The sequence below is a fragment of the Vibrio sinus genome (assembly GCF_023634645.1).
Classification (GTDB): domain Bacteria; phylum Pseudomonadota; class Gammaproteobacteria; order Enterobacterales; family Vibrionaceae; genus Vibrio; species Vibrio sinus.
On the sequence record NZ_JAMKMR010000002.1, the window covers coordinates 56376 to 80866 of the forward strand.

A 24491-nucleotide genomic window follows, 5' to 3' on the forward strand; every position below is an offset into this window, starting at 1 on the left:
ATAATTACAGTATTTGAGCGCTAAGGAGAGCCCAATATTCTTTAAAATTTTCAGTTGGTTGATACTTAAAATCAGAGCGAACAAAGCGATTCAAACTGCCCTCAACTTGGCCAAGCAATTGGGCCGCTAAGATAGATTCATCGACAGGAAATGCTTTGCCTTCTCTAATCTTCCGCTCACGTAGGATTTGTCGCAGAGAAGTTTCTATACGCTCATAGAGTTGGTTAATTCTATCGCGTAATCGCTCATTTTCAAACATCAAAGCGTGTCCGGATAAAATGCGTGTAAGGCCAGGGTTACGTTCTGAAAAAGCCAAGATGAGTTGAAGAACCAGTTGCAGTCGATTTAAGGTGTCTTTTTCTTCATCTAAAATCAAGTTGATACGTGACATGAGAGATTCTTCGATAAATTCGATCAGGCCTTCGAACATGCGCGCTTTGCTGGGGAAGTGGCGATACAGTGCGGCCTCAGATACTCCGACTTGCTTGGCAAGCTTTGCTGTTGTTATGCGAGATGCGCCCTCGTTTGATTCGAGCATCTCCGCTAACGCTTGAAGAATTTCTTCGCGACGATTCGACTTTCTGGTCCCAACCATTAATGTACCTTTTATAACCCCAATCTGTTGAAATACTTGTGTGAACGTAGTGCTAGCTAAAGCTTAATCCCTGTTTGGATAGTTCGGTAGCACTGAATTGTTAATGCTAGACGTAGATGCAAAGTCGATCGCTAGCTATTTGAGACGCTTAACCTTTCGTGGACGTTAAGCATGATGGAATGAGCCAGTACTTTTTTGGAGCTTAAAGGCAAGCACTTTTCTCCATTTTTCCAATACAAGGTGATGGCATTATCATTGCTGTTAAAGCCCTGACCTTCGATGGAAACATCGTTTGCACAAATCATATCTAGGTTTTTCTTTGCTAATTTATTTTTTGCGTATTTCGCGACATCTTGAGTTTCAGCGGCAAAGCCCACGGTAAATGGCCTGTTAGCCGTTAAAGCGGCGACAGAGGCAATGATGTCTGGGTTTTTTGTCATGGCGATGGAGATGTCATCGTTATCGTCGGTTTTTTTGATTTTATTTTCTGCGATAGAAACGGGACGATAATCAGCAACCGCCGCGCAGCCAATAAAGACATCATGCTTATCGGCAACATTCATTACCTGAGTATGCATTTCTTGGGCACTGCTGACTTCCACTCGTTGAACTGAGTGAGGGGATTGCAAATTCACTGGGCCACTAATTAAGGTGACCGACGCACCAAGTTGAGCCGCGGCTTCTGCTAAGGCGAAGCCCATCTTTCCCGAACTATGATTTGAGATATAACGTACCGGATCGATGGCTTCACGGGTTGGGCCTGCGGTGATAAGCACGGATTTGCCTGACAATGGTTTTGGCTGGAAATATGCCTCGCACTGTTCGACAAGCTGCATTGGTTCAAGCATGCGGCCTGGACCTATGTCTCCACACGCTTGCTCACCGGACGCAGGCCCCCAAATCAGCATACCTCGCCGAGCCAAGGTATCGACATTTTCTTGAGTAGCGATGTTTTTGTACATTTGTTGGTTCATGGCAGGAGAAAGCGCGATGGGTGAATCAGTCGCCAGAACGAGCGTGGTTAATAGGTCATTTCCCATCCCTGCGGCAATACGAGCTATTAGATCAGCGGTAGCAGGAGCGAGCAACACTAGATCAGCCCATTTAGCGAGCTCTATATGCCCCATTGACGCTTCAGCAGCAGGGTCTAATAGGCTATCAGAGACGGGACGACCAGATACAGCTTGCATGGTCAGTGGTGTGATGAACTCTTTTGCCGCTTCGGTCATCACCACTTGTACTTTTGCGCCTCGTTCCATTAAGCGGCGAGTCAGATCTGCGCATTTATAAGCTGCGATACCGCCACTGATACCTAAGAGGATTTTCTTTCCTGCTAATGTTTGCATGTTCATTTTATCCTTCAATCTTATGCTCGCTAAGATAGCAGATACGCCTTGTGCTGCCTAGGGTCTTCAGGTGTTTTGCTGCTGAAATGTTACTTAGCTTTTACGCTAAGATCCGCACAGATTACCATTTGTTATCGACAAGGCTTTTACTCTTTTTAGTCTAGCTGTTCGTGAATATGCATTTCTCGTAAGTCAGTAGATTTTTAGGCACTTATTATATGCCGAATCAAGTCAATCAAGAATTTCGCTATGAATTGGATGAGGTATAAATTAGGGAAAATATGAGCTTGAAACGTCTTCCAAAGGGCAGTTTGCCAAGAGAAAAGCTTTTGAATCAAGGGGCGCATTCGCTGAGTGATGCAGAGCTTTTGGCTATTTTTCTTCGAACAGGGACAGGTGCGATGAATGTATTGGAACTGTCCGATCACTTACTGCGTGAGTTTGGCTCCCTCGCCGCCTTATTGTCAGCGAGCGAGCAAGAATTTTGCGCTCATCATGGTTTGGGTCAGGCTAAGTATGTACAGGTGCTCGCCATTTTGGAAATGTCAAAACGATATCTGGCAGAATCTATGCAAAAAGGGAATGCTTTAACCAGTCCGGAGCAGACGAAGCAGTACCTATCTGTACTATTGAGAAAAAACTCTCGTGAGTCGTTTCACGTTTTGTTCTTAGACAATCAACATCGTGTGATTAGTGATGAAGTTTTATTTCAAGGCACGTTGGACAGTGCGGCAATTTACCCAAGAGAAGTGGTAAAACGATCGCTAGAGCAAAATGCCGCGGCGGTGATCTTTGCTCATAATCACCCTTCAGGTATTGCTGAGCCTAGTGATGCGGATAAACGAATTACCCGACGACTCATTGATGCGCTTAGCTTGGTCGAGATTCGAGTACTTGACCATTTTGTGGTTGGGGACCCTGATGTGGTTTCTTTTGCTGAGCGTGGATTGATTTAACGCACATTTTATCTTGTTAGTTGAGCAAAATCTGATATTATCGGCCGACAAAATTTGAACCTAAATCAGCTCTGCTTAAAAAAGATCACGAAAACCTGTAAAAAGGATCTGTTCGGGTCTTGAGCAATGCATGTCAAGTTAGTATAATGCGCGACCTTTGATAGCCTTGTATGGACTTTCCATAACGGTTTTTAACCTCAAGCTTCTTTTTATTATGAGAGGGAGGTTCGGCCACCAAGGTTGATATCGAGCTGAAACGATTTGGAGAAGACATTCATGTCCCGAGTATGCCAAGTAACTGGTAAGCGTCCAGTAACGGGTAACAACCGTTCACACGCACGAAATGCTACTAAGCGTCGTTTTCTGCCGAACCTACAAACTCATCGTTTCTGGGTAGAGAGCGAAAAACGTTTTGTTAAACTACGTCTAACTGCTAAAGGCATGCGTATCATCGACAAGAAAGGCATCGATGCTGTTCTTGCTGATATCCGTGCACGCGGCGAAAACGTTTAAGAGGAATTAAGCAATGGCTAAAGGCATTCGTGAGAAAATCCGTCTAGTATCTTCTGCTGGTACTGGTCACTTCTACACAACTGACAAGAACAAGCGCAACATGCCAGGCAAGTTCGAGATCAAGAAATACGATCCAGTTGTACGTAAGCACGTTATGTACAAAGAAGCAAAAATCAAGTAATTCTGATTCGCTTCTGTTCAATAATGTGAAAACCCAACTTCTAAAGTTGGGTTTTTTATTGCCTAAAATTCGTAGCGAATGTGCTAACCTCAACGATTAGATGCTTTGCTAAATGCTATGGTTACGGATAACCGCTATGAAATATAATCGTCGCCGCTGGAACAACATCTTAATCTTTTCCATCATTGCGTTTATTCTATTGTTGAATTTACCCACTATCATCAAAAGCTACTTGATTGACGATGAGCAGCCGAATCAAAGTTATTTGCTTAATCCAAATAAAACGCTGCAGTCTATCCAGTACATCAGTTGGACATTAGAAAAGAACCAAGATCAGTGGTTGTTAAGCCCTAAAGCTTCCATTAGCGAAGGTGAGCTATTAGCACGCTGGAAGGGACTGTTGGGAACGGATGTTGATGAGCAAACCTTTACTACCTTGCAACCTAAATTAGGCTCTCCAGAGAGTATTGAAGTCTGGTATGTGGATCAGGAAGAGCCGCAAAGGATCACGTTTTACAAAACCTCGCAGTTTTTGCTATTGAAGAATTGGCAAAACCGGTGGATAGCGATAACCGTTAATCCTAGTTACCTATTACTATAATGGCCTAGGCTATATACTGTTCCTCTTTCATCAAGCTGTAGATATTCATTTCATTATGCCTGAATTACCTGAAGTGGAAGTTAGCCGGATGGGCATCACGCCCTATCTTGTTGGCTATGTTATTCAATCTATTACTTTTCGTACGCCTAAACTTCGCTGGGATATTCCAGACGAGCTGAAACGGCTACAAGGACAGAAAATCATTGGCGTATCACGCCGAGCTAAATATCTGCTGATAGAAACGGACATCGGAAGTGCGATGGTTCATTTAGGCATGTCTGGCTCATTGAGAGTACTTGACTCTAACCACCCAGTGGCGAAACACGATCATGTTGATGTGCTGCTCGATAATGGTAAGGTACTGCGCTATAACGATCCTAGGCGCTTTGGAGCATGGCTATGGTGTGAGAAAGGGGATGAGCACGAGTTGCTGGCGAATATAGGTCCAGAGCCTCTCACAGGCGTATTCAACCCAGACTATATGTTGCAGAAAGCGATAGGAAAGCGCGTAGCGATTAAACAATTTATTATGGATAACAAAATTGTGGTTGGTGTTGGGAATATCTATGCCAACGAGTCCCTCTTTTCAGCCGGTATATCACCTCTTCGTCCGGCAGGAAAACTGAACTACACCGAATGGGTTCGCTTGGTCTCGGAGATAAAGCAAGTACTGAAGACCGCGATTGAGCAAGGTGGCACGACGCTGAAGGACTTTGCTCAAGCCGATGGAAAGCCAGGGTATTTCGCTCAAGAATTGAAAATATATGGCAAGGCCAAGCAACCGTGCCCTCAATGTGGCGAGATAATACAAGAGCAGAAAATTGGCCAAAGAAATACCTTCTTCTGCTCCAATTGCCAAATTTAGCCTAGACTTTTGCTTTCTCTTTTAGGGCGGTGGCGATCACTTCCGGCACAAAACCATCCACATCGCCGCCGTGGATGGCGACTTCGCGTACAATGGTGGAGGAAAGGAAAGCATGCTCTTCGGCAGGCGTGAGGAATACACTTTCTAATCCTGGCATCAACCTGCGATACATATTGGTTAAGCCAAACTCATACTCAAAGTCGACCGTAGTACGTAGGCCGCGAATGAGGACATTGGCTTTTTCATCTCGCGCAAAGTCAACCAATAGACCTGAGAAGCCTTTTGACGAGACGTTGTCTAGGTGATCAGTCACTCGTTGGGCAAACTTGACCCGCTCTTCAAGCGTGAACATGGTGTTTTTGCTGGGACTTGCCGCGACAGCGATGATTACCTCATCGAACATTTCCGCGCTACGCTCAATCAGATCTAGGTGCCCATTGGTAAGTGGGTCAAATGTGCCTGGATAAATCACCCTGGAGATTCTTTTTTTGCTCACATTCTAGTACTCGATAAGGTTATCTCCTTCAATAGTATCAAAAAGCTTCGAATTTACCTATCTAACTGGGTATGATTAGCGCATATTCTCCACCAAGCGTGTTTAGGTAGGCAAAGTGAAAAAGTTATTGGTAATCCGGAACGATAAAATTGGCGACTTTATGCTGGCGTGGCCAAGCTTCGCCATGCTCAAGCAGTCTTTACCTGATTGGCAAGTCACAGCTCTCGTGCCTAATTACACCGCTGATTTAGCTAAGCTATGTCCTTGGATAGATGAAGTCATAGTGGACTGCGGGAAAGAATCGGAAAAAAAAGCACAAAAAGCACTAGTTGAACAACTAAAGTCCAAACAGTTTGATGCGTCAATCAACTTATTCTCGACCACTTATAATGCCAAATTGGTTTGGAAAGCGAACATTCCCTATCGCCTTGCCCCTGCAACGAAAATCGCGCAGATTTTTTACAATAAAAGAGTTAAGCAAAAGCGCTCTCAGTCTGCAAAGCCCGAGTTTGAATATAACCTTGATTTGGTTCGTTCATTCTTGACCGATATCGGCCAAGTTACAATCGAACCTCATGCGCCGTATTTGTCGTTTTCTTCTCAACAATTGCAAGCACAAAGAAGTAAGCTTGCTGCCAATTTAGGCCTGAATGAGCTTAAACCTTGGTGCTTTGTTCATGCGGGTAGCGGAGGATCAGCTAATAATTTATCTTTGCACCAATATTGCCAGCTGATTTCGGGGCTCGAAGGGGAGCACGAAGTGGTATTGACGGCCGGTCCTGGCGAAGAAGAAAAGGCGGTGGAACTGAGAGCATTGCTGGCTGAATCTGGCAAGAAAGCCAAGGTATACAGTAAAAATGATGGCTTAGTAGATTTTGCCACATCCATTGCTTGCGCCAACCTGTTTATTGCAGGCTCCACTGGGCCGCTCCATATCGCAGCCGCAGCGGATGTTCCTACTGTTGGTTTCTTCCCTTCTAAACGCTCTGCAACCCCTCTTAGATGGAAGCCGATTAACTCTGAGGGTCGACATATTGCTTTTTGTCCTCCTAAAGCGGAAGATAAGCAAAGCCAGGAAGATATGTCGCGAGTGGATTTATCGTTGGCCATTAAAACTATTAATGACTATAACTTCGGCAGTAATGGATTTCCAACTTAGCAATATGCTCTTTTAGTGAGAACTTTTTCTCAGCACGTTGGTAGGCCTTACTAGAGACAGTTTTAGCTAACGCCGGTCTTTCATAAAACTTAGCAATTGAATCTGCAATCTCTTTGGGCTCCAGTGGGTTACAAAGAAGCGCTGCATCTGAAAGAACCTCGGGCAGAGCTCCAGTATTTGCTGCAACGATAGGCTTTTGTGCGGACATGGCTTCAATGGCAGTCAAGCCAAAGGCTTCATTGTAATAGGGTAAGCAAACAGAGTCTGCCGCAGATAGGACATTTAGTACATCCTTACGATAGCCAGTGAAGTGTACTACATTTTGTAGCCCAAGTTCTTCGACACGTTTTTTTAGTCTACTAACGAATTCCTCTTCAGAACCTAGATCTTTAGTTAGTCCGCCAATGATTAAAAGCTCAACATCTGACCTTTGCTTGCGCATAACAGCGATAGCTTCGAGTAGTTCCATTTGCCCTTTACCTTGACATATTCTGCCTAAGCAACCGACAACGTAGCTGGTTTTATTAATTCCTAACTCATCACGAACTTTTTCTGGGTTGTGTGATGCCAATTCTTGTGGATTGGGTATGTACGTGCCGAGCCAAAGTTTTTCTATTTTTTCCGGCACAATTGGCAAGGCTTTGAGGTTGCGTTGATAGGTTTCGTTACTGATAGAAAGAACTTGGTCGACATGGGAGTATGACCAACGATGAAAAAGGCTCTTTTTGGGGCGTTTTGCTCCCATGTGCTCGGTGAAATATATTTTAAAACTTTTGAGGCTATCGAGAATGGCCGCGATTAATATATCTCCTGATTTATGGCAGTGAATGATTTCGACATTCTTCTCTTTTAGCCATATTAGTAGCGATGGAATTTTTGTCAGAAGGAGTGACTTTTTGCTAGAGACGGAGAACGTTTCGAGGCCACTTTCTTCCATTGCCCCTTCGACCCAAGAGTCTGATAAGCATAGACCGTACACCTTATAACCTAACGATAAGAACTCTTTTCCAACCTTAGCAGGGTAAGCTTCTAAACCTCCGGCGCCCTTAGATAGGCATATATGCAATATTGATGGTTGTTTGCTCACGATAAGTTCCATTTTTGTGATTAGTAACAACAGCATAATAGAGCCAATTTTTCATGTATGCCAATAGATTGACTCAAAGCTTATAGCTAGTTATCGTTTTTCACTATTTCTTACCCATAGATCTGCATATTTTACAAACGTGGAGTGTGCCGATAATAGTGAAAGAAGAAATCCTTGCTTGCCATCTAGAAAGCCTACCTTTAACACATACATTTTTAAAAAGCAGCCTAGGGCATGAAGAATGCCTTGGCTAATACTGCTGGATTTACCGCGTTCTTCACCTTGTTCAGCCCAGGCTTTTGCGTAGCCTGCTGATTTAACTAAGTAGTGATGGACGTCATTGTATGTGTAATGGATTGCGTCACCAGTTAGGCTCTCAATCTGCATTGACGAAGACACTTCAACTTTTTCATGTACAAGGGAGTCATTGTACTGAGTGAGCTTGGTGGGGTAGAGGCGAATTACTTTATCAGGGTACCAGCCACAATGACGAATATAGCGGCCAAAAACCCAACTTAAGCGAGGAAACTGATAGACCGTATTTAGTTTGTTGCTGGCTACCGCAAATAGTATACTCTGTTTGAGTTCTGGCGTGACTCGTTCATCGGCATCAAGCCAAAGAATATAATCAGATTGAACGTAAGTTTGTGCTAAACGGCGTTGTGGCCCAAATCCGGGCCAATTTTCGTTAACGTAAAATTTGTCGGTATAGTTACGCGCAATTTCTTCGGTCTCGTCAGTACTTCCTGAGTCAAGAATAACGATTTCATCTACCCAGCCTTTGACCGTATCCAAACAGGCTTTTAAGTGTAGTGCTTCGTTTTTTGCAATGATGGCGACGGCTAAAGTAGGTTTAGTCACTCGGTATCCTTAAGCATGTGTGAAGAGGGAGTCAAACTAATGATGCATTGTATAGCAGCCTGAAACTACTTCAAATCAAAGTCATCAACTACTTTGTTGAACATGTCGATTACTTGTTTAGATTCGATTAGATTCATGGCAGTCTTATCTTTTACCCGAGTTCGCCAACTCACTTCCGATGGCGATTTTCCTGTCTCTGCTTTTAAGGCTTCTTCGTATACAGAAACTACATAATCAAGGTACCTATATGGCCCTGTACGCTCTGGGTTGTGGTGGGCATATAATCCTATCACAGGTGTATTCATTGCATTGGCTATGTGGACAGGTCCTGTGTCTGGTGCCACCAGAATATCAGCTGCATCGAGTAGTGCTAGTATTTCTGAGAGGCTGCTTTTTCCAACTAAATTGATGACTGGGAAAGAAATTAGGTCTTCTATTTCCTTGGATAAACTAACCTCTATTTGAGCAGGACTACCAGCCAAAACGATATTCCAGCCCAATTTGTGCACATGTGTGAGAAGGTCTGCATAACCTTTTGCATGCCAGTTTTTATATGCTTTACTAGCCGCAGGCACTACGACAAGGTTTCGCTTCGCTTTATATGTATGTTTTAACGCCCAATTTTTGTTTTCGTTTGAATATGTGATGGACCAGTTTGGCGTGATATCTTTGACGCCTAGAGTTTCAGCAAAAGCAAGTAAACCGTCAAGCACATGCATTTTCTGGGGAGAGGGGACCTTTATATTGGTAAATAGATGCTGAAAGTCTTGGCTACGTGCAGAGTCAAAACCTAGTTTGTATTTTGCTTTAATACCGATAGCTGCGATACTCGCTCGAAATGCATATTGCATATGTAAAAGTGCATCAAACCGTTCGTCGTCTAGCTGCTTCCAGAGCTTCGTATATCCTTTCCAACCTTCTTTTTTATCGAAAACAATGACTCGAACACCGCTTATATTTTCTAACAATCTGGCCTCAAGCTTTCCGGTAACCCATGTGATCATAGTGTCGGGCCACTGCTTTTGAATACATTGCACCGCTGCAACGGTATTGCAGACATCACCGATGGCTGATAAGCGAAGAACACAAATCGATTTTGGAGGAGAGGTAAACAGAGCCATTTTCCCAGATATTCTTATGATTGAGTTTGGATTATGAAGTTTGTTGGGATAGATGTAAAATGCCTTTTTCTTTGGCGAATGATTGTAGCTCTTAGACGATGAAAGAACTTTCTACCCCGAAACAAATGATTTGGTATGACGAATCTTTATTAGCTGAAGACCCTGTTCTTAGCTTTGACCCTGATTTTTGGCGTTCTGCGAATAAAGTAATAGGAAGTGCAAAGGGAAGAGGGGTGACATGGTTTGTAAAAACTACGAATGGTGAAGCAGCGCTTCGTCACTATCGTCGTGGCGGGTTGTTTGGGAAACTTATCAAAGATACTTATTGGTTTTCTGGGTGGAAGAAAACACGTAGCTATCAGGAGTTTCTATTGCTTAACCATTTGAACAAAGCTGGTGTCAATGTTCCTAGGCCAGTAGCTGCTAGAGCAACAAGAAGTCTACTTGGTTATCGTGCCGATATATTGAGTGAAAAAGTTCCTAACGCTCGAGATTTGGTTGCCATTTTAAAAGAAACGGCTCTGCCACCTGAAACATATAATAAAATTGGCCAAGAAATTCGTAAGATGCATGATGCTCAAGTCAATCACACTGATCTTAATATCCATAACATTCTGATTGATGATCGTGAGAAAGTTTGGATTATCGATTTTGACAAATGCTATTCGCAAAACGCTGAACAATGGAAGCGCAGTAATTTAGATAGGCTAAAGCGCTCGTTTGCCAAAGAGTTAAACAAGCGCAGTGTGCATTGGTGTGAAGATGACTGGCAGGCTTTGTTAACAGGCTACAGACGTTCGTAATATATCTTGGATTTTATCCAGTTTCTCAGCCCTTTGTGAAAAAATCGTATTAGGTAGCCACTGTACCATTTTAGCTTAAAGCTTAATGGCGTAGTTGAGCCTATTTTAAATTCCTTCTCGTACAGCCACTTCCAGCGCATAAATGTGTAGTAGTAGTAAGGGAAGTCACAGTAGCCTAATTGCAATCGTTCTGGAACCTGCAAGCCGATTTGCTTGCCATCAGTAATGATGATGTTATTTAGTAAATGGTTGTAAGACTCTTCAACATTCTCTGCATTTCCTAATTCATCGGTAACAACCAGCTTTTTTTTCTTATTTATAAAGCTAACCCACAACTCTTGCTCAACATGTGTTAGGCGCTTTGGAAAGTTTCTGTGCTGGATTTTTCCTTTATATTGAGGGTTGTATATATAGTCAGGGAAGAGTGGAATATCCCATAAGTTAACTAAATCTTCTGTCTCGCCAAAATGGAAAAAGTCTGAAAAAAAGTAAGGGATCTTGCGCCCTTTCTCTACCTCTTTGGCAAAAAAATTGGTCGATACAATTCGATTGTTAAATAAAGAATATTGTTTGTTTCGTTCTGGAAAGGCTGTAAAAAAATCGACAAATGCTCTACTAGTGATGTAGTTGTCGGTTCGCATTTTTACAGCATACTTGGTTGTAACGGATTTTAAACCTTGTGCTGTTGACAATACTTGGCGATTAACATTGGTTGTCCTTGCGTTCCCTTTTTTGTCATAGGCCATGATTGTCGGGCCAGGGTCTCTATTTTCAAGTAAAGCATCAACATGTAAGTGGTCAACCTTCTGATTTTCCCATGTAGAAAGAATAATGAAGCTACCAGGAAATAAGTTGCGTATATTTTTAATGGATAGCTCAGTAACGTCTTCAACTACAGGGCCTTGGAGTACGAAGGTAATATCGTTATTTTTCATTTCATTTCGCTGCGTGAGATTTTGAAGAGAAAAGACGGAGTAGGCGGCTTTCTAGCTCTCGGTACTGGCGGTAAATTCGTTTTATATCTAGTGGCTTCCCTGTTAAGCCAGCAAGGTACTTCCAGTCTTCTAAATCGTATTCTAGGGAAATATTACCGCGTTTATAAAAACGCTCAGTAACGTCGAGCCCCAGCATACTCGGTTCGCAAACAATGAGATTGTTTGCAATAAACTTGCGCCAAAAGTCTTTTCCGAGCCCCGCATCGTCATTAGATTTGCTGTTGATGTGCAGTTCCTTATCCGTTAATCGAGAAAGCCAATGTAAGAATAGGAATTGTTCGGTAGCAGGGTGTCGAGACTTGTATCCTGGCTTTTTATGGAAATGTAGCTCTGGAATTGGCTGTTGAGGCCAAATCTTCAGTAAATCGGCAGTTTCTCCAAAATCGAATAAGTCACTCTTATGAAAGTATACTGGTAGTCCAGCATGGGATGAAATAAAAAACGCACTACTAGTAATGACTCTATTGTTCAAATAGCAAAATGAACCATCGCGTTTTGTAGCACTATATTGCTCGTACAGATCAACAAACTGGCGGCTGGCGATAAGGTTATCAGTGCGTACCTTTGCTGCATATTTAGTGGTGACTGCCAATAAGCCTTGGTGCGAACTCAATAACTGGCGATTGTTGTTCAGTGTCTGTTTTTCACCATCATTGAAGACATCGTTGGAACCCGGATCATCTAACAGCAAGGTATGGTCAACATTTAACTGGGAGGTATCTTGTCCTTTCCAAGTTGACAATATAATTGTTGATTTAGGGAACAACTGGCGTATTGAGGCGATACTTTTTTGTGTAATTCCTTCACCTTGCTCCCTGCCTTTGAATGAGCTAACTGGTCCCTGGATGACAAAAGAGATGTCATTATCATCGATCTTCATCTGTGCTCTACTTTTTCAAGAAATCGTCGTACTCGCTTGGGACACCACAAAAAATGACGTCATCATTTTCAATCAGGTGGTAGTGAATATCTAAACCCTGCTGGATGAGAAAGTTATACAGCGGAGCGATATAAAGCTCGCCTTTTTCCCACTCACTGCTTGGTTTTGCTAGATAATCTGCGTACGCATCTTGGTAGTGTTGGGCTGAAGCAAAATGGTATAAGCCCGTACTACATAAGTTCGAAATTGGTCTTTTCTCCGCAGTTTGAATCACCTTGGTTGACATGCTTGACTTAGGTTTAGCAAAAGACCAGTTATCGCCCCCGCCTTTAAATACTTCTAGGTATCCAGCTCCGTGCTTGGCGACGTCAGGAAAGCGAAAGTTGGGCCGAAACGTATCAATATTGAAGACTGTAATGTCACCTTGATGATTGACCCCCTGATTTGCTAAGTAGTCTAAACCTAGCGCAACAGTCTCCGCTTGACCGCGAGTTTCATTCTCTAGCGGTGCAATGTGGTACTCGCTGATACCCAGTTTCATGGCTTGCTTGGCTACAAACTCAGGAGTATCAAAATCTTTTCTAACAATAAATAGAAATGGCTTGCTTTTGAAGTAATGCTCGAAGCTTCCCACAGAGTGTTCAAATAGGGTTTTACCATGCGCTTCAAGCATGTATTTTGGTTGGGTGTAGCCAGCTTTAAAAAAGCGAGAGCTTAAGCCTGCCATAGGGATAATAATCATTGTGCTAACCTTTGTAATATGCGGTGCAGTCTAAATGCATTTGCAAATAGGGCATCTTGTCTCGCCGGGCAGTCTGCGTGCAGTGGTAACATTGAAAGGAACAACTGTATTTGCATGGCATACAAGTGTCGGCTTTCTAATCCAAAATGTTTCTCAATTAACTCAATAAATGCTTGTTGAGTGTCTTTATGATCATTGTCTTCATCGATTGTGAGGCGAATGTTATGCCCATTAACGTCAACATCGCAATAGCCGGCGATTATCCAGTCATAAAGACCTAAAATAGAATGACTGAGTTTCGCAATGTCGTATCGAATATCGCCATATAAGGTAGGCTTGCCATCTGGGAGCATACCACGAGGGTCTATGGTTTTTATTTTGCTGGCTCTAAAATCATATAAAATATTGCTAAAACAGAAATCACCGTGCAGTACGCTCAGTTTACTTTCACCATTAGGTAAGTGATTTTCACTATCTCTTAATATACGTTCTAGGCTGATAGCTTGATGCCCATTGAATGACCACTGTTCTGTTAAGCGAATACCTTTGCTTTTACAGTATTCACTTATACGCTGCTTTGTTTTTACGCCAAACAATATATCGAGGGTATTAGCAGTTTGTACTTCTTGTGGCCGCTCTTTAAAGCAATCGGAGAGAAACTCAATACAGCTGGTCAATATTTGTTGCCAACTGTGGCTAGGTAGCTTGGAGAAAACATACAATTCGTTGAGAGCTGTAAGATGTAAGTACTCAAGTCGGTACGATATCTTCCCACCTTGGCTCTCTGTGCCTAAGTATTGTGGGATATAGCCCCTAAGAGAGAAAGGCAACCGTTCAAACCAGTTTGCTTCCGCCGCGATTTTTTTATCTTTTACACTCGACTTTTCAATGAATTTAGCGTTGATACTCAGCTCATTGAAAGCTCTTTGCGTTGTAAAATCAGCTTTCGAATGGTAATACGTATTGACATGGCCGAAGTCTAACCAACCTTCAGACTCTATTGGGGTTAACCCTATGCTTTGGTTGTATTTGTTTAAGCCTTCAATGAATTGCCACTCACTTTGAGTAATGCTCTTTATCAGCTCTCTAGGCTGACTAAATTTAAAATAACCATCGATAATTCGGTTCGACTCTGTCGCTCTCATCGGCGTATCGTCATTCAACCATTGATCGCTGTCATTGGTCAATATTGCCCAATTATAGCTGTCGCTACTTGAGGAGACGCTGACGATGTCATCTCCAGTAGGTAGTCGTTGGTATAGGGTATCGCCATAAAGGACATGTAAAGGTTTATTTAAAGCGTGTCCACTTAAATTGATCGCTGCTACTAAGGAAGCACCTAGACTTAATCCGTCTGGAGTTTGAATTACTTTGATTTTGTTTTCATCTAGCCAAGCTTGATCAAGTGGGCTCACTTGATAGGACTCTGGAATGGATAGGTAAACTTGCACGCCGGAAGGTGCTAGACATGTTTGGTGCTTAAAAAGTCGGCGGTTTCCAAGCGGCAAAAAGCTGGGTGGAAGTTTACCAAACTCTGATTCGAGTTCTTGCCCAACATAAGCTGCAGACATGATCAGGAACATGTTTTTTCCTTATCAATTAACCGGTTAATTTCGTCGAGTGTTAAATCAACAAATTCTGATGGCCGAATTGCACGGTCGTCAATGTAAAAGCCTTCATGCCCACACCAAGGCTTACCGACGAGTATTTCATCATATGGAACCGAGTGTTTATCAAGCCACTCAGTGATTATAGGTAGAGTATGAATATTAATCTTACCGACATTACCTTGATAGGTACGCATATTTCTCGCTGTTGCTATAACAATCTCAAAGCCTTGCTGTTTGTAGCTCCGTAGTTGCTCTATAACGTCTAGTCTTGGCAATACGGTTTTGTAATCCGAGGTGTTTGCTTGGGTAATAGTGCCGTCAAGGTCAACGATTAGTCTTTTCATATTAATGGAGTTGTAATTGATTGATTGTTGCTTCGATAGCTCCTGCACTATTCTTAACAACCGCTATAGCTTGTTTGCTACCTTCCGCCATGATATTGGAATTGTTTAGCAGATAGCAAATTTTGTTACATAGCTCTTCATCGTCATGAATAACACTGCAGGCGTTAACTGCAACTAGGGAGTTGGTGATATCTTTGAAATTATAATAACTTGGTCCCGTTATACACGGCTTTCCAAGCGCAGCCGGCTCTAATAAATTATGTCCACCTACTTTTTTCCCGATTAAGCTGCCGCCCATAAAACATATGTCCGCTGCACCTAGTAACACAAGCATCTCTCCCATGGTATTGCCGATATATACGTTTGTTGAGGATGTGATTGGTTGCTGACTCGTACGATTGACAACTTCAAATTTGTCTCGAGCTAAACTTTCTACAGCTTGGAAGCGTTCAGGGTGTCTAGGGACGAGTATCAGTAATGCGTCGGGGAAAACCTCTAGTGCCCTTTTGTGTGCCGATAACACTATTTCATCCTCTCCCTTGTGAGTGCTCGCTGCAATCCAGACTGGCCGAGTAGAGCCGATCCGTTTTCTTAGTACCAGTCCATTTTGTATGATTTGTTTCGAGATATTGATATCAAATTTTATTGAGCCAGTGACAGCAAGCTTTTTTTGAGGGACTCCTAGACGACTAAAATTATCGGCATCTTTTTGATGTTGGCAGAGGATTTTGGAGATATTTCGGCTGACTTGACGAAATATGGGTAAGACTTTCTTATATCCACGGTAAGATTTATCTGATAGTCGCGCGTTAAGGACCGTTATTGGAATTTTCGCTTTGCAGACAGTGTGAAGTGTGTTTGGCCAAAGCTCTGTTTCGACTATCAATAGCTGACTTGGCTTGTGGCAGCGAATAAACTTTTTAACCGCAAAAGAAAAGTCAATTGGCATATAGCGATGTTCTACAAGTCCTTTTAACTTATCTGCCTGCGCAGCTCCGGTAGGGGTTGTGGTAGTGAGTAAAATCGGGACTTTAGGGTACTTGTTTTTCAAGGTCTTTATCAATGGGCTTACGGCAATGGTCTCACCAACCGATACGGCGTGGATCCAAATAGGTTGCTTTGTCGTAGTAAGAGCCGGTGATATTCCAAAATGCTCTTTCCAGCGAGCTCCTATATTCGGCTTATTTGCTGTTTTGCGAAATAAGCCATATAGAAAAAATGGGGCTATGAATGAAAGTAAGACCGTATAGAAAAAACGTATGATCATTTCTTCTTTACGAGTTCGTTCGGGTTGGCATGTATCCATTTGCCACGGGGTTTGTCAATATACTGAAAGTATTCGTTTGTAAATGTGCCTTGGATGCAAACAAATTTACGATCTCGTGAATTTACGTCACCTCTGTCAATAAGAAGGTCATGTAACACGGTTGGCCCGGTAGAGTGATAAACACCCATTGATGGCTCGTAGTTGTTAACGTTATAAACAACCTGTTCGATGGCTTTTTCAAGGTCCTGATTGCCTGGCGCTGAGGCGATAAAATAATTGGTAAAGCGAGTATTCTTGTCTATTTTGATGAATAAAGAGTCATGGTCGTTGCCAAGAAGTTTGTCTAGGCTCCAAACTACTGTGGCATCAATATCCATATAGATGCCGCCCTCTTGATTGAGGACAACTAGGCGCCACAAATCTGCTTGGGCTGCCCCATTGGTTAACATTGAATAAGCTTCATAAACCTCTTGAGATGCATTGCTTTTGAGGTATTCGCCCCGAGCCTCGGTGCTGACATAACGATAGTCGCAACCTAAAGTAAGGAGCCTATTTAATAGATAGTTAAGATAAACGGGTAACGATACTCTGTTTGTAAAGTTAGTTTGCCAAATGGTGCGAGGAATACGGCGGGAGTTACGTAATCTTACTTTCGCTGGAGAAAAGGCAGGGATCGTAAAGCGCTTTTTGGGGAACAACCAATGAAATGGGTAAGACAATACTTTACCGACATTACCCGTTAGTCGTATCAAACGATTCGCGATTAGGATTGGAAAATTATTCATTCGTTCAGTGCTCGTTTACTTACTTGCTCACGTGGGCAAGCTTTATCTGACAAAGCTTGTAATATACTTTGTAAAATCTGATCGCTTGTCGGCACTTTGCCGTCAGCATTCATGGTAACGTAGTGTTTCTCGTAAAGGGGAGTATATCTAAAAGGAACCTTAGAGTAAAAAAAACCAACGGTTGGAGTGTGTGTGGCGATTGCTATATTTCGTATGCTTGTATCAGGAGACACTACCAATTTAGCTTTTGCAATATACTCAGTTAGCTCATTTAATGGTAAGCACGGCTGAACCTTTACTTTATTGTCATTAACTAATTCTTGTAAAAATTCGCCTTTTTCATGGTCACATTTACCTTCTAGAAAAACATGCCTGTACTGAGGTAGCGTTTCCACCCCCATTTTCATCAATTGAAGCATTGTATCTTTAGGCAGTAATTTTCTACGCTGAGAGGCGCCATTAAAATAAAGTATATAGGGAGAGTTATAATCGCATAGCTCTCGGTTGTCTGGCAGACCGAATTGTAATGGATAACTTGGGAAATGACCGAACACTTTCAGCATATCCAACATGCATTCAACTTCGGGTTGAAAATCCGAGCGAAATACAGCTAGATTATAAAGTGTTCCACATAAATAACGCTTATAAGGAAACCCAACTTTCAGTTTTGCTTTGGTAAGCGCTGTCATCCAGTAAGAGCGATTGGTTCCTGCCAGGTCAAAAATAATGTCTTGTTCTTCAAGCTGTCGAAAATCAGCAAGCTTTGCAAAGAGACTCATTTTTTTTGAATCTTCTCGGCCGGCCATGACGACAGCGTTATCGGCGAGATCAGAAGGCATGCCATATTGATAATTGGACACGCCCACTAAGGTAATTTGTGCATTTGGAAAAAATTTTCTGGCTTCAATTAAGAAAGGTCTTGTAATGACTTGGTCACCTAGCGCAGCATGCCTAATGATAGCAATATTTTTTATTTCGCTAGGCTGAAATTGATTGTTTATATAGTGTCGAGCTTTTTTTGATGCATATGCACCTTTTTCAAACCAAAGATAGCGCATTGTCTATTCCGTTAAACTTAATGAAACTGCGTCGCCCCAAGTTATAACACTATGTTTTTCTTTCAAAACAATTCACAGCGTCAATAACTTTTGCTGGTGGAAGCTTATTTAAGCAATTAAGGTGCCCTAGTGGACACTCTCTTTTAAAACAAGGGCGACATTCTTCGCTAGTATGCACAATTTGTAGTTTATGTGTAAGTGGTGGCGTATAGTTTGGTGAGCTTGAACCATATATAGCCACAACATTGCAGCCGACTGCCGCCGATATATGCATCAGACCGGAGTCATTACTTACTACTGTTTTACAAACAGAAAGTAAATCCAGCGCTTCAGTTAATTTGGTTCTGCCAGCTAAGTTTACACAGAAAGGTTTTAACGATTCAGGCAGAGCATCACGAATGAGCTGTCCCACTCCGCGATCATTTTCGGAGCCAAATATCCAAACCTGTTTACCATCTTCTAATAGCTTTTGAGCAACTTGTGCATAGTGTTTGTCAGGCCATCGTTTGGCTGGGCCGAACTCAGCCCCTGGGCATATTCCAACTGCTTCCTTATTTAAAGAAAGTCCTAGATTGGTGAGCGTGCGCTGTTTGTTTTCTTCGTCGACAACTAAGTTGGGTTTTGCGCATTGTTCAAGCTTCACTTTTTCCCGCATACTTTCTGTCGGGTATGCCAAGGCAACGTATCGCTCGACCATGTATTGAAAGATGCGCTTGTCTTTTCTTAAATCATTCAGCAAGCCATACCTAAACTCTCCTTTCCAACCAGTACGTTTGGGGATGCGAGCAAAGAAAGGAATAAGAGCAGACTTCGCTGAATTAGGTAAAATATAGGCATGAGTGAACTTATATCTCTTTAGCTGTTTGCCAATATTGAGCCGCTTACCAACATTAAACTCTCCGTGAGTAAGAGGCATTTCAAGACTCTCATCCACCTCGGGCATCCTATCTAATATAGGTTTTGCCCATTTTGGCGCTAGCACGGTAATGCTAGCTTTCGGATGCAACTTTTTTAACTCAGAATATAAGCTTTGCGACATTACCATATCGCCAACCCATGAGGGAGCAATAACTAAAATATTCATAATTGATCTTAATTTTGGAGCTTAGGTAGTATTTTGTTGTTACAGCCATACTTCTCTACTCTAGTAATAGCTAGAGCGATTGATAGAATAAACCCATAGAATGAGCTAATGACGTTGGCAGAAAGAGGGACTTCGGTAATCCCGAAAATAATCCAGCCCATTACGAAGATCACACCAATATAGGAGGCCATACTCTTGGTTTTGTTATATTGTGAGAAAAAAATCATCGCAGGTATAAACAGCATGCCTATAAAGCCAATTACTCCAAGTATACCGTTGCTAGCTAGCATCTCGAAATATTGATTGTGGGCATGCCCTCGTTGAACTGTAGTCACCCATTTACCGACTTGACCCTCATCATATAATTGTTTATTGAGCTTGTCTCTTTGAGAATAGGTTAGCCCGAATAAAGGGCTGCGTTTGAAAGCCTCTATGGAAGCTTTCCAAAGCTCTAATCTTCCTCCGGTGGAAGCTGCCGCGTTTAGATTTCCCTGAGAAATATCTTTTAGTTCAGAAACAGTGAACTGGTATCGTTTTTGTAAATCAGGGGATGTATATACAAGGCTAATAGTAATTGCTAAAAATAGTAGCGCTACCCCTATAGTTCTCAAAGCATTGAGTTCTCTTGCTCTCAGCAAGGCTATTGTAAGTAGGAGGAGTGGTATTGCAAAGATAGCTCCTCTTGTTAGAGTTAACGTGCAAGCTATACATGATGCTAAAAATGCCAATACTAGCAACTTTCTATAGTTTTTATCTTTAGATAAGCACAATGCTAGAAAAGCTAGCGAGCAGGATAGATATCCAAAATTAATACTAAATAAAAAACCATTAACTCTCTCTTCTCCGAGAAAATAGAATTGATAAAGAGCTATAGCTAATGCACCCATTGAACCAACAATAACTCCAACTCTTAAAAAATCCATAATCTTATCGATAGATTTTCGATTGAGTATGTTTATCATCATAAAGTAAATGGGTATACATAGTATAATTCTACTTCCACCTTTTAGGTACCTTAAGTTTCCTAAATCTAGGATAGTATTAGGGATGTTGACTAGGAAATATATAGATAGAACACATAAACAAAGATAGTCAAATTTATTTAATGGAGCTAGAGCCTTTCGATAACTAAATAGAAAATAGAAGGAGAAAAGTATAGTTAGAACGATCACGCCAACACTAAAGTTTTTCGTGATCAAAAGTAAACTGGGAACTAAAAAAATAGCTATTGAAACTAGTTTTACTGGAAGTGGCTCACGTTTTATACCCATGTAATGATGTCCAATTAATAAGGTTAACAATAATATGAAGTGGCTAATATTCTAGTTAGAAAAGGGTTAATACGTTAAGGTTTCTTCCCAATAAATTGAAGATTTCACAACCTTAGCTGGATTTCCTGCGGCAATAGAATTAATAGGTACGCTTTTAGTTACAGTTGAATTGATTCCTATGATTGAATTATCACCTATAGTTACCCCCTTTAGAATGGTCGTATTGTCTGCTAACCAAACATGGTTACCGATATTTATATCTTTTGCATAGTTAATCCTTTTTGAGTTCTCCAGGATATCATGCCCATCGCTAGTCATTATTTTGACGTTTCTAGAAAACATCGTTGACTTTCCGATGGTTAATTTAGTAGAGTTTTCTCTACATGATAAGTAACAATGCTCTCCTATGACGCAACCCTCACCTATTATTAAGGTGCAGTTGTTACCGATGAGTTCTATACTAACCCTTTTTAGGTTTGCGCCCTTTGCGATTACAAGAAGATTATCCTTTCCTGCAATGTATATATTACAATACCGGATTCTTGTGCTCGGGTGTATGTTGAGCTTATTTTGAGGCTGAATTTTTATTTTATTTCTTATTTTATTTATAATTGAAAATCCTGACATGCTTGAGTCTACACCCCACTATTGTTATTGTATTTTTTATATAGATAATTACCGCGAACTTTTCGCCAAAGGCCAAAGGTAGTGGTTTTGGGAAAAATTCCAATACGCCTTATTTGCAGGAGATCTTTGTGTAGTAAAAGTGGACCAGAGTTTGTCGCTACAGCAAATTTGTATCCTGCTTGGAGAACTATAGATTTGGTCTCTTCACAGAGGCTGCCATATGGATAAGCAAATGATGTAAGAGGCTTTTCAATAATTGTCTCAAGGTTGTACTTATTTATAAAAATTTCCTTCTTTTGTTCTTCAACACTTAACGTGTTTAAATGCGGGTGTGAGATAGTATGTCCACCTATTTCTACTAAGCCAGAGTTTGATAATTCCTTTAGCTCTTCATGGGTCATTAATGGTACTTTTCTTTCTCTACTTTCTGGTACGTCAACATCCCACTTATTGTATTGCTCGCCACTTACCGCATAAATGACAGCCTTAAAACTATACTTCTTGAGTAATGGGAAAAGGAGTTCGTAATTATCCTTATACCCATCATCTACAGTTATAATGATGTATTTTTTACCATACTCTAGTCGGTCGATGAGGCGCTTATTTGAGAAGTCGTCAAATGTAAGAGTCTCAAAATTCATTTTTTTTAATAACTTCAAATGTTTTTCAAGCATGTCTACATGCAAGTAAGTTCCGTGCACTCCTTTTTCGTTATCATTTTTTATAAAACGGTGATACATAATTATAGGTATCTCACGTTTAAGTTTCTCTATATATATCGTTTGGTATATGTCTTCAATGTGATCAGCAACAGTTTTTAGGTTGTAGCTTTGAGCGATTTTTTCTGTCACAGCATCTGAGCAATAACTTGATTTGAGGGCCTTCTCTACTTCATCCTTTATTAACTGGAAATCAATGTCCAAATCTCTAGGGCCAATATCACCGAAGTTACTTGCCATGGCCTCTAAAACGTTGTGTTCTGTGACTGCCCCAATTACTCTCGATTCTCCTACTGCAAGCGTCGGTCTACCACAAAGTATTGATTCCATTGCGACGCGGCCAGCGCCAATCACTAAGTCTGACTGCTCCATGATAGCTGGAATTTCTTTAGAGTAACCAATGAACTCAACTTTAGGTTGAAAGCGATTAAAACGCTTTTCTATCGCTGAACCGGTAACAACTCGAATTTGGTATTTGTCAACATCTAGGCATTCTTTGAGTAGTCTATAGCAAAGCTCACCTTTTGGTCCTGTTAGTCGTCCGATAATACAGATTACAGGTTTACTATTTTTTGGAGCTTGACTACGAGTGAATCTACAGGTATCAATCCCGTTACGACTGATCGTAAGAAGCTTTTCCGGAATACCGAGTTCGGTAATAAGTTGTTCCTTGATGGCCTCACATACTGGGAGTGCTTTGTCCCCCATAGCATGAAAGCGTTTGCTAGATGAGTGTACTGGCTGACGCCCGTGAACGGTCGTAACCATAGGAGTGCGAGTAAGCTTACAAGCTAAATGACAACTCCAGCTGGAAGCTCTGGAATGGGCATGGACGATTTGTATTTTATACTTTTTTATTATATAAACGAGAAATCCAACATGCCAAAGTCTGCGAGGGATACTGCGCTTATTAAACTTAAGCCTATAAAAAGGCCCTTTATGAGGTTTAGTTAGTGTATCTGATACATAGTGTACATTATGACCACGATCAGATAACTCATTTCCTAATGTAGTCGCGTATACTTCAGCACCAGTGATTTCGAGCTGGGAAAGCGCCATCAAGATGTTCATTTGCTTACTCTGGCTGTTAAATAGAAATTATTGTTAAAGGGCTAGTATATTATTTGTTTATAATTTTCATGTATTCAGCGACACCCTGGGAGACCGTTCTAAATATATGATTGCATCCAGCTGCACGAAGTTTTGACAAGTCTGCTTGTGTAAACTCTTGATAAGCACCTTTTAATTGTTCTGGAAACGGAATCGTTTCAATATCACCTCTGCCAAAATGTTTAATGATTGCCATGGCAACTTCCTTAAATGATTCAGCGACTCCCGTACCAAGATTGAAAATACCTGAAACGTCATTTTCCAAAAACCAAAGATTGACAGCAGTAACATCACTAACGTAAACGAAGTCACGTTTAAAGTTTTCGCTACCTTTAAATAGCTTTGGGTTTTCGCCGGCATTCATCTGATTATGTAAGTGAAAAGCAACGGACGCCATTGACCCCTTGTGCTCTTCTCTAGGACCGTAAACATTGAAATAGCGAAAACCAGTTATTTGCGAAAGCTTCTCATTTCTTTGTTCAGCATCGCTCCATATACGGCGAACGTAATTGTCGAAAAGCTGCTTTGAATAGCCGTAGACATTTAGTGCACCTTCATATTGCTTTTCTTCTATAAAGGTTTTGGTTTCACCGTAAGTCGCGGCTGATGAGGCATAAAGAAAAGGAATTTCTCGATCTAGGCAGTAGTGCAAAAGTTCTTTTGAATACTCATAATTGTTGAGCATCATATATTTTCCATCCCACTCGGTAGTGGCTGAACACGCACCTTGGTGAAAGATGGCATCAATAGGGCCCAAATCATCTCCAGCCATAACTTGGGAGAGAAAGTCGTCGCGATCCATATAATCAGCTATGTCTAAGTCCACGATGTTGTGAAATTTTCTGCCATTTTGCAAATTATCTACAACAAGAATATCACTGATACCTTTTTCATTAAGTGCCTTAACTATGTTACTGCCAATCATGCCTGCGCCGCCAGTTACAATTATCATGCTATGCCTCTGTACTATTCACACTTTAGCGATTATACCATTTCTTGCGTTTTAAAATATAGGCAATTATTGTGTGCAGTAAGCCCCCCGTTTCCCTAGACACTTAATGGTTATATAATTCAACCAACTATGAGGTGTTGTTATGAGAGGGAAACGCTACATAGAAGAATTCAAAACCCAAGCCGCAGAGCAAATCACTAAGCACACTTATACACTGAACTTAACCGCTGAGCGCCTGGGAGTGAGCTAGAAGTCGCTTTGTAACTGGGCTAAAAGGTATGACAAGCTAGCAGAGCAGCGGTAGCAAGAGGATGATCAAAACGCTGAGATTAAGCAGTTGAAAGTCTGAGTTAAAGCGACTGACTATGGACGGGATGCTGCGGTGAACACTTGAATCTACAGTCGTGTACATTGGTAGGCGAGTCAAAGAGAAGTACACGTTCATAAGTGAGTGACTTCAGTG

26 protein-coding genes are annotated in these 24491 nt (G+C 41.6%); 7 read left to right on the forward strand and 19 right to left on the reverse strand.

Features of this window, described 5'->3' with window-relative positions:
• Window positions 1-4: 4 nt before the first annotated feature.
• The gene (gene slmA, locus M9194_RS02720) at window positions 5-595 is read right to left on the reverse strand and encodes a nucleoid occlusion factor SlmA (RefSeq protein WP_250610850.1); all 591 of its coding nucleotides are present in this window, start codon (window positions 593-595) and stop codon (window positions 5-7) included.
• 131 nt (window positions 596-726) lie between these two features.
• Complete coding sequence (gene coaBC / locus M9194_RS02725) at window positions 727-1941, reverse strand: bifunctional phosphopantothenoylcysteine decarboxylase/phosphopantothenate--cysteine ligase CoaBC (RefSeq protein ID WP_250610852.1); 1215 nt, start codon at window positions 1939-1941, stop codon at window positions 727-729.
• Between the two features lie 281 nt (window positions 1942-2222).
• On the opposite strand from coaBC, the gene radC reads away from it, so the two are divergent.
• The 5 genes from radC (at window position 2223) to mutM (ending at window position 5057) form a co-directional block, all read left to right on the forward strand.
• The gene (gene radC, locus M9194_RS02730) at window positions 2223-2897 is read left to right on the forward strand and encodes a RadC family protein (protein ID WP_250610853.1); all 675 of its coding nucleotides are present in this window, start codon (window positions 2223-2225) and stop codon (window positions 2895-2897) included.
• 276 nt (window positions 2898-3173) lie between these two features.
• The gene (gene rpmB, locus M9194_RS02735) at window positions 3174-3410 is read left to right on the forward strand and encodes a 50S ribosomal protein L28 (protein WP_021704597.1); all 237 of its coding nucleotides are present in this window, start codon (window positions 3174-3176) and stop codon (window positions 3408-3410) included.
• Window positions 3411-3423: 13 nt separating this feature from the next.
• Window positions 3424-3591, forward strand: a complete 168-nt coding sequence (gene rpmG, locus M9194_RS02740; RefSeq protein WP_237363291.1) for a 50S ribosomal protein L33 — start codon at window positions 3424-3426, stop codon at window positions 3589-3591.
• A gap of 136 nt (window positions 3592-3727) precedes the next feature.
• A complete protein-coding gene (locus tag M9194_RS02745; protein ID WP_250610854.1) occupies window positions 3728-4192 on the forward strand; it encodes a hypothetical protein in 465 nt (154 codons plus the stop codon).
• A gap of 55 nt (window positions 4193-4247) precedes the next feature.
• Complete coding sequence (gene mutM, locus M9194_RS02750; protein WP_250610855.1) at window positions 4248-5057, forward strand: bifunctional DNA-formamidopyrimidine glycosylase/DNA-(apurinic or apyrimidinic site) lyase; 810 nt, start codon at window positions 4248-4250, stop codon at window positions 5055-5057.
• Between the two features lies 1 nt (window position 5058).
• On the opposite strand, the gene coaD is transcribed toward mutM, so the two are convergent.
• Entirely contained in the window at window positions 5059-5553 is a 495-nt protein-coding gene (coaD, locus tag M9194_RS02755; protein WP_250610856.1) for a pantetheine-phosphate adenylyltransferase, read from the reverse strand.
• Window positions 5554-5668: 115 nt separating this feature from the next.
• Here coaD and M9194_RS02760 point away from each other — a divergent pair, with 115 nt between their 5' ends.
• Window positions 5669-6712, forward strand: a complete 1044-nt coding sequence (locus M9194_RS02760; protein ID WP_250610857.1) for a glycosyltransferase family 9 protein — start codon at window positions 5669-5671, stop codon at window positions 6710-6712.
• On the opposite strand, the gene M9194_RS02765 is transcribed toward M9194_RS02760, so the two are convergent.
• From M9194_RS02765 to M9194_RS02775, 3 genes are all read right to left on the reverse strand, one after another.
• Complete coding sequence (locus M9194_RS02765) at window positions 6672-7799, reverse strand: glycosyltransferase family 4 protein (protein ID WP_250610858.1); 1128 nt, start codon at window positions 7797-7799, stop codon at window positions 6672-6674. The two genes, M9194_RS02760 and M9194_RS02765, sit on opposite strands and share 41 nt — an antisense overlap.
• A 90-nt stretch (window positions 7800-7889) precedes the next feature.
• Window positions 7890-8660, reverse strand: coding sequence for a glycosyltransferase family 2 protein (locus M9194_RS02770; protein WP_250610859.1), 771 nt, complete (start codon window positions 8658-8660; stop codon window positions 7890-7892).
• 65 nt (window positions 8661-8725) lie between these two features.
• Window positions 8726-9781 carry a glycosyltransferase family 9 protein gene (locus M9194_RS02775; RefSeq protein ID WP_250610860.1) on the reverse strand — a complete coding sequence of 352 codons (1056 nt, stop codon included), beginning with the start codon at window positions 9779-9781 and terminating at the stop codon, window positions 8726-8728.
• Between the two features lie 98 nt (window positions 9782-9879).
• On the opposite strand from M9194_RS02775, the gene M9194_RS02780 reads away from it, so the two are divergent.
• Window positions 9880-10584, forward strand: coding sequence for a 3-deoxy-D-manno-octulosonic acid kinase (locus M9194_RS02780; protein ID WP_250610861.1), 705 nt, complete (start codon window positions 9880-9882; stop codon window positions 10582-10584).
• On the opposite strand, the gene M9194_RS02785 is transcribed toward M9194_RS02780, so the two are convergent.
• The 13 genes from M9194_RS02785 to rfaD all read right to left on the reverse strand — a co-directional run bounded on the left by M9194_RS02785 (window position 10569) and on the right by rfaD (window position 24028).
• Entirely contained in the window at window positions 10569-11519 is a 951-nt protein-coding gene (locus M9194_RS02785; RefSeq protein ID WP_250610862.1) for a WavE lipopolysaccharide synthesis family protein, read from the reverse strand. The genes M9194_RS02780 and M9194_RS02785 overlap by 16 nt on opposite strands.
• A 1-nt stretch (window position 11520) precedes the next feature.
• Window positions 11521-12459: a WavE lipopolysaccharide synthesis family protein gene (locus M9194_RS02790; protein ID WP_250610863.1), complete on the reverse strand. Its 939-nt coding sequence runs from the start codon at window positions 12457-12459 to the stop codon at window positions 11521-11523.
• A gap of 7 nt (window positions 12460-12466) precedes the next feature.
• Entirely contained in the window at window positions 12467-13201 is a 735-nt protein-coding gene (locus M9194_RS02795; RefSeq protein WP_250610865.1) for a glycosyltransferase family 2 protein, read from the reverse strand.
• Window positions 13198-14784, reverse strand: a complete 1587-nt coding sequence (locus tag M9194_RS02800) for a capsular biosynthesis protein (protein WP_250610867.1) — start codon at window positions 14782-14784, stop codon at window positions 13198-13200. Before M9194_RS02800 ends, M9194_RS02795 begins: the two co-directional genes overlap by 4 nt.
• On the reverse strand, window positions 14775-15155 hold the full coding sequence (locus M9194_RS02805; RefSeq protein WP_250610868.1) for an HAD hydrolase family protein: 381 nt from the start codon (window positions 15153-15155) through the stop codon (window positions 14775-14777). Before M9194_RS02805 ends, M9194_RS02800 begins: the two co-directional genes overlap by 10 nt.
• A gap of 1 nt (window position 15156) precedes the next feature.
• Window positions 15157-16422: a lipid IV(A) 3-deoxy-D-manno-octulosonic acid transferase gene (gene waaA / locus M9194_RS02810; RefSeq protein WP_250610869.1), complete on the reverse strand. Its 1266-nt coding sequence runs from the start codon at window positions 16420-16422 to the stop codon at window positions 15157-15159.
• Complete coding sequence (locus M9194_RS02815) at window positions 16419-17207, reverse strand: glycosyltransferase family 32 protein (RefSeq protein WP_250610870.1); 789 nt, start codon at window positions 17205-17207, stop codon at window positions 16419-16421. Before M9194_RS02815 ends, waaA begins: the two co-directional genes overlap by 4 nt.
• Entirely contained in the window at window positions 17204-18265 is a 1062-nt protein-coding gene (locus M9194_RS02820; protein ID WP_250610871.1) for a glycosyltransferase family 9 protein, read from the reverse strand. Before M9194_RS02820 ends, M9194_RS02815 begins: the two co-directional genes overlap by 4 nt.
• Before the next feature lie 49 nt (window positions 18266-18314).
• Window positions 18315-19349 (reverse strand): lipopolysaccharide heptosyltransferase II, encoded by a 1035-nt coding sequence (waaF, locus tag M9194_RS02825; RefSeq protein ID WP_250610872.1) that lies wholly within the window; start codon window positions 19347-19349, stop codon window positions 18315-18317.
• 8 nt (window positions 19350-19357) lie between these two features.
• Window positions 19358-20620, reverse strand: a complete 1263-nt coding sequence (locus tag M9194_RS02830) for an O-antigen ligase family protein (protein ID WP_250610873.1) — start codon at window positions 20618-20620, stop codon at window positions 19358-19360.
• Window positions 20621-20686: 66 nt separating this feature from the next.
• Window positions 20687-21247, reverse strand: a complete 561-nt coding sequence (locus tag M9194_RS02835; protein ID WP_250610874.1) for an acyltransferase — start codon at window positions 21245-21247, stop codon at window positions 20687-20689.
• 8 nt (window positions 21248-21255) lie between these two features.
• Window positions 21256-23037, reverse strand: a complete 1782-nt coding sequence (locus M9194_RS02840) for a bifunctional glycosyltransferase family 4 protein/polysaccharide deacetylase (RefSeq protein ID WP_250610875.1) — start codon at window positions 23035-23037, stop codon at window positions 21256-21258.
• 49 nt (window positions 23038-23086) lie between these two features.
• Entirely contained in the window at window positions 23087-24028 is a 942-nt protein-coding gene (gene rfaD / locus M9194_RS02845; protein WP_250610876.1) for an ADP-glyceromanno-heptose 6-epimerase, read from the reverse strand.
• Between the last annotated feature and the right edge of the window lie 463 nt (window positions 24029-24491).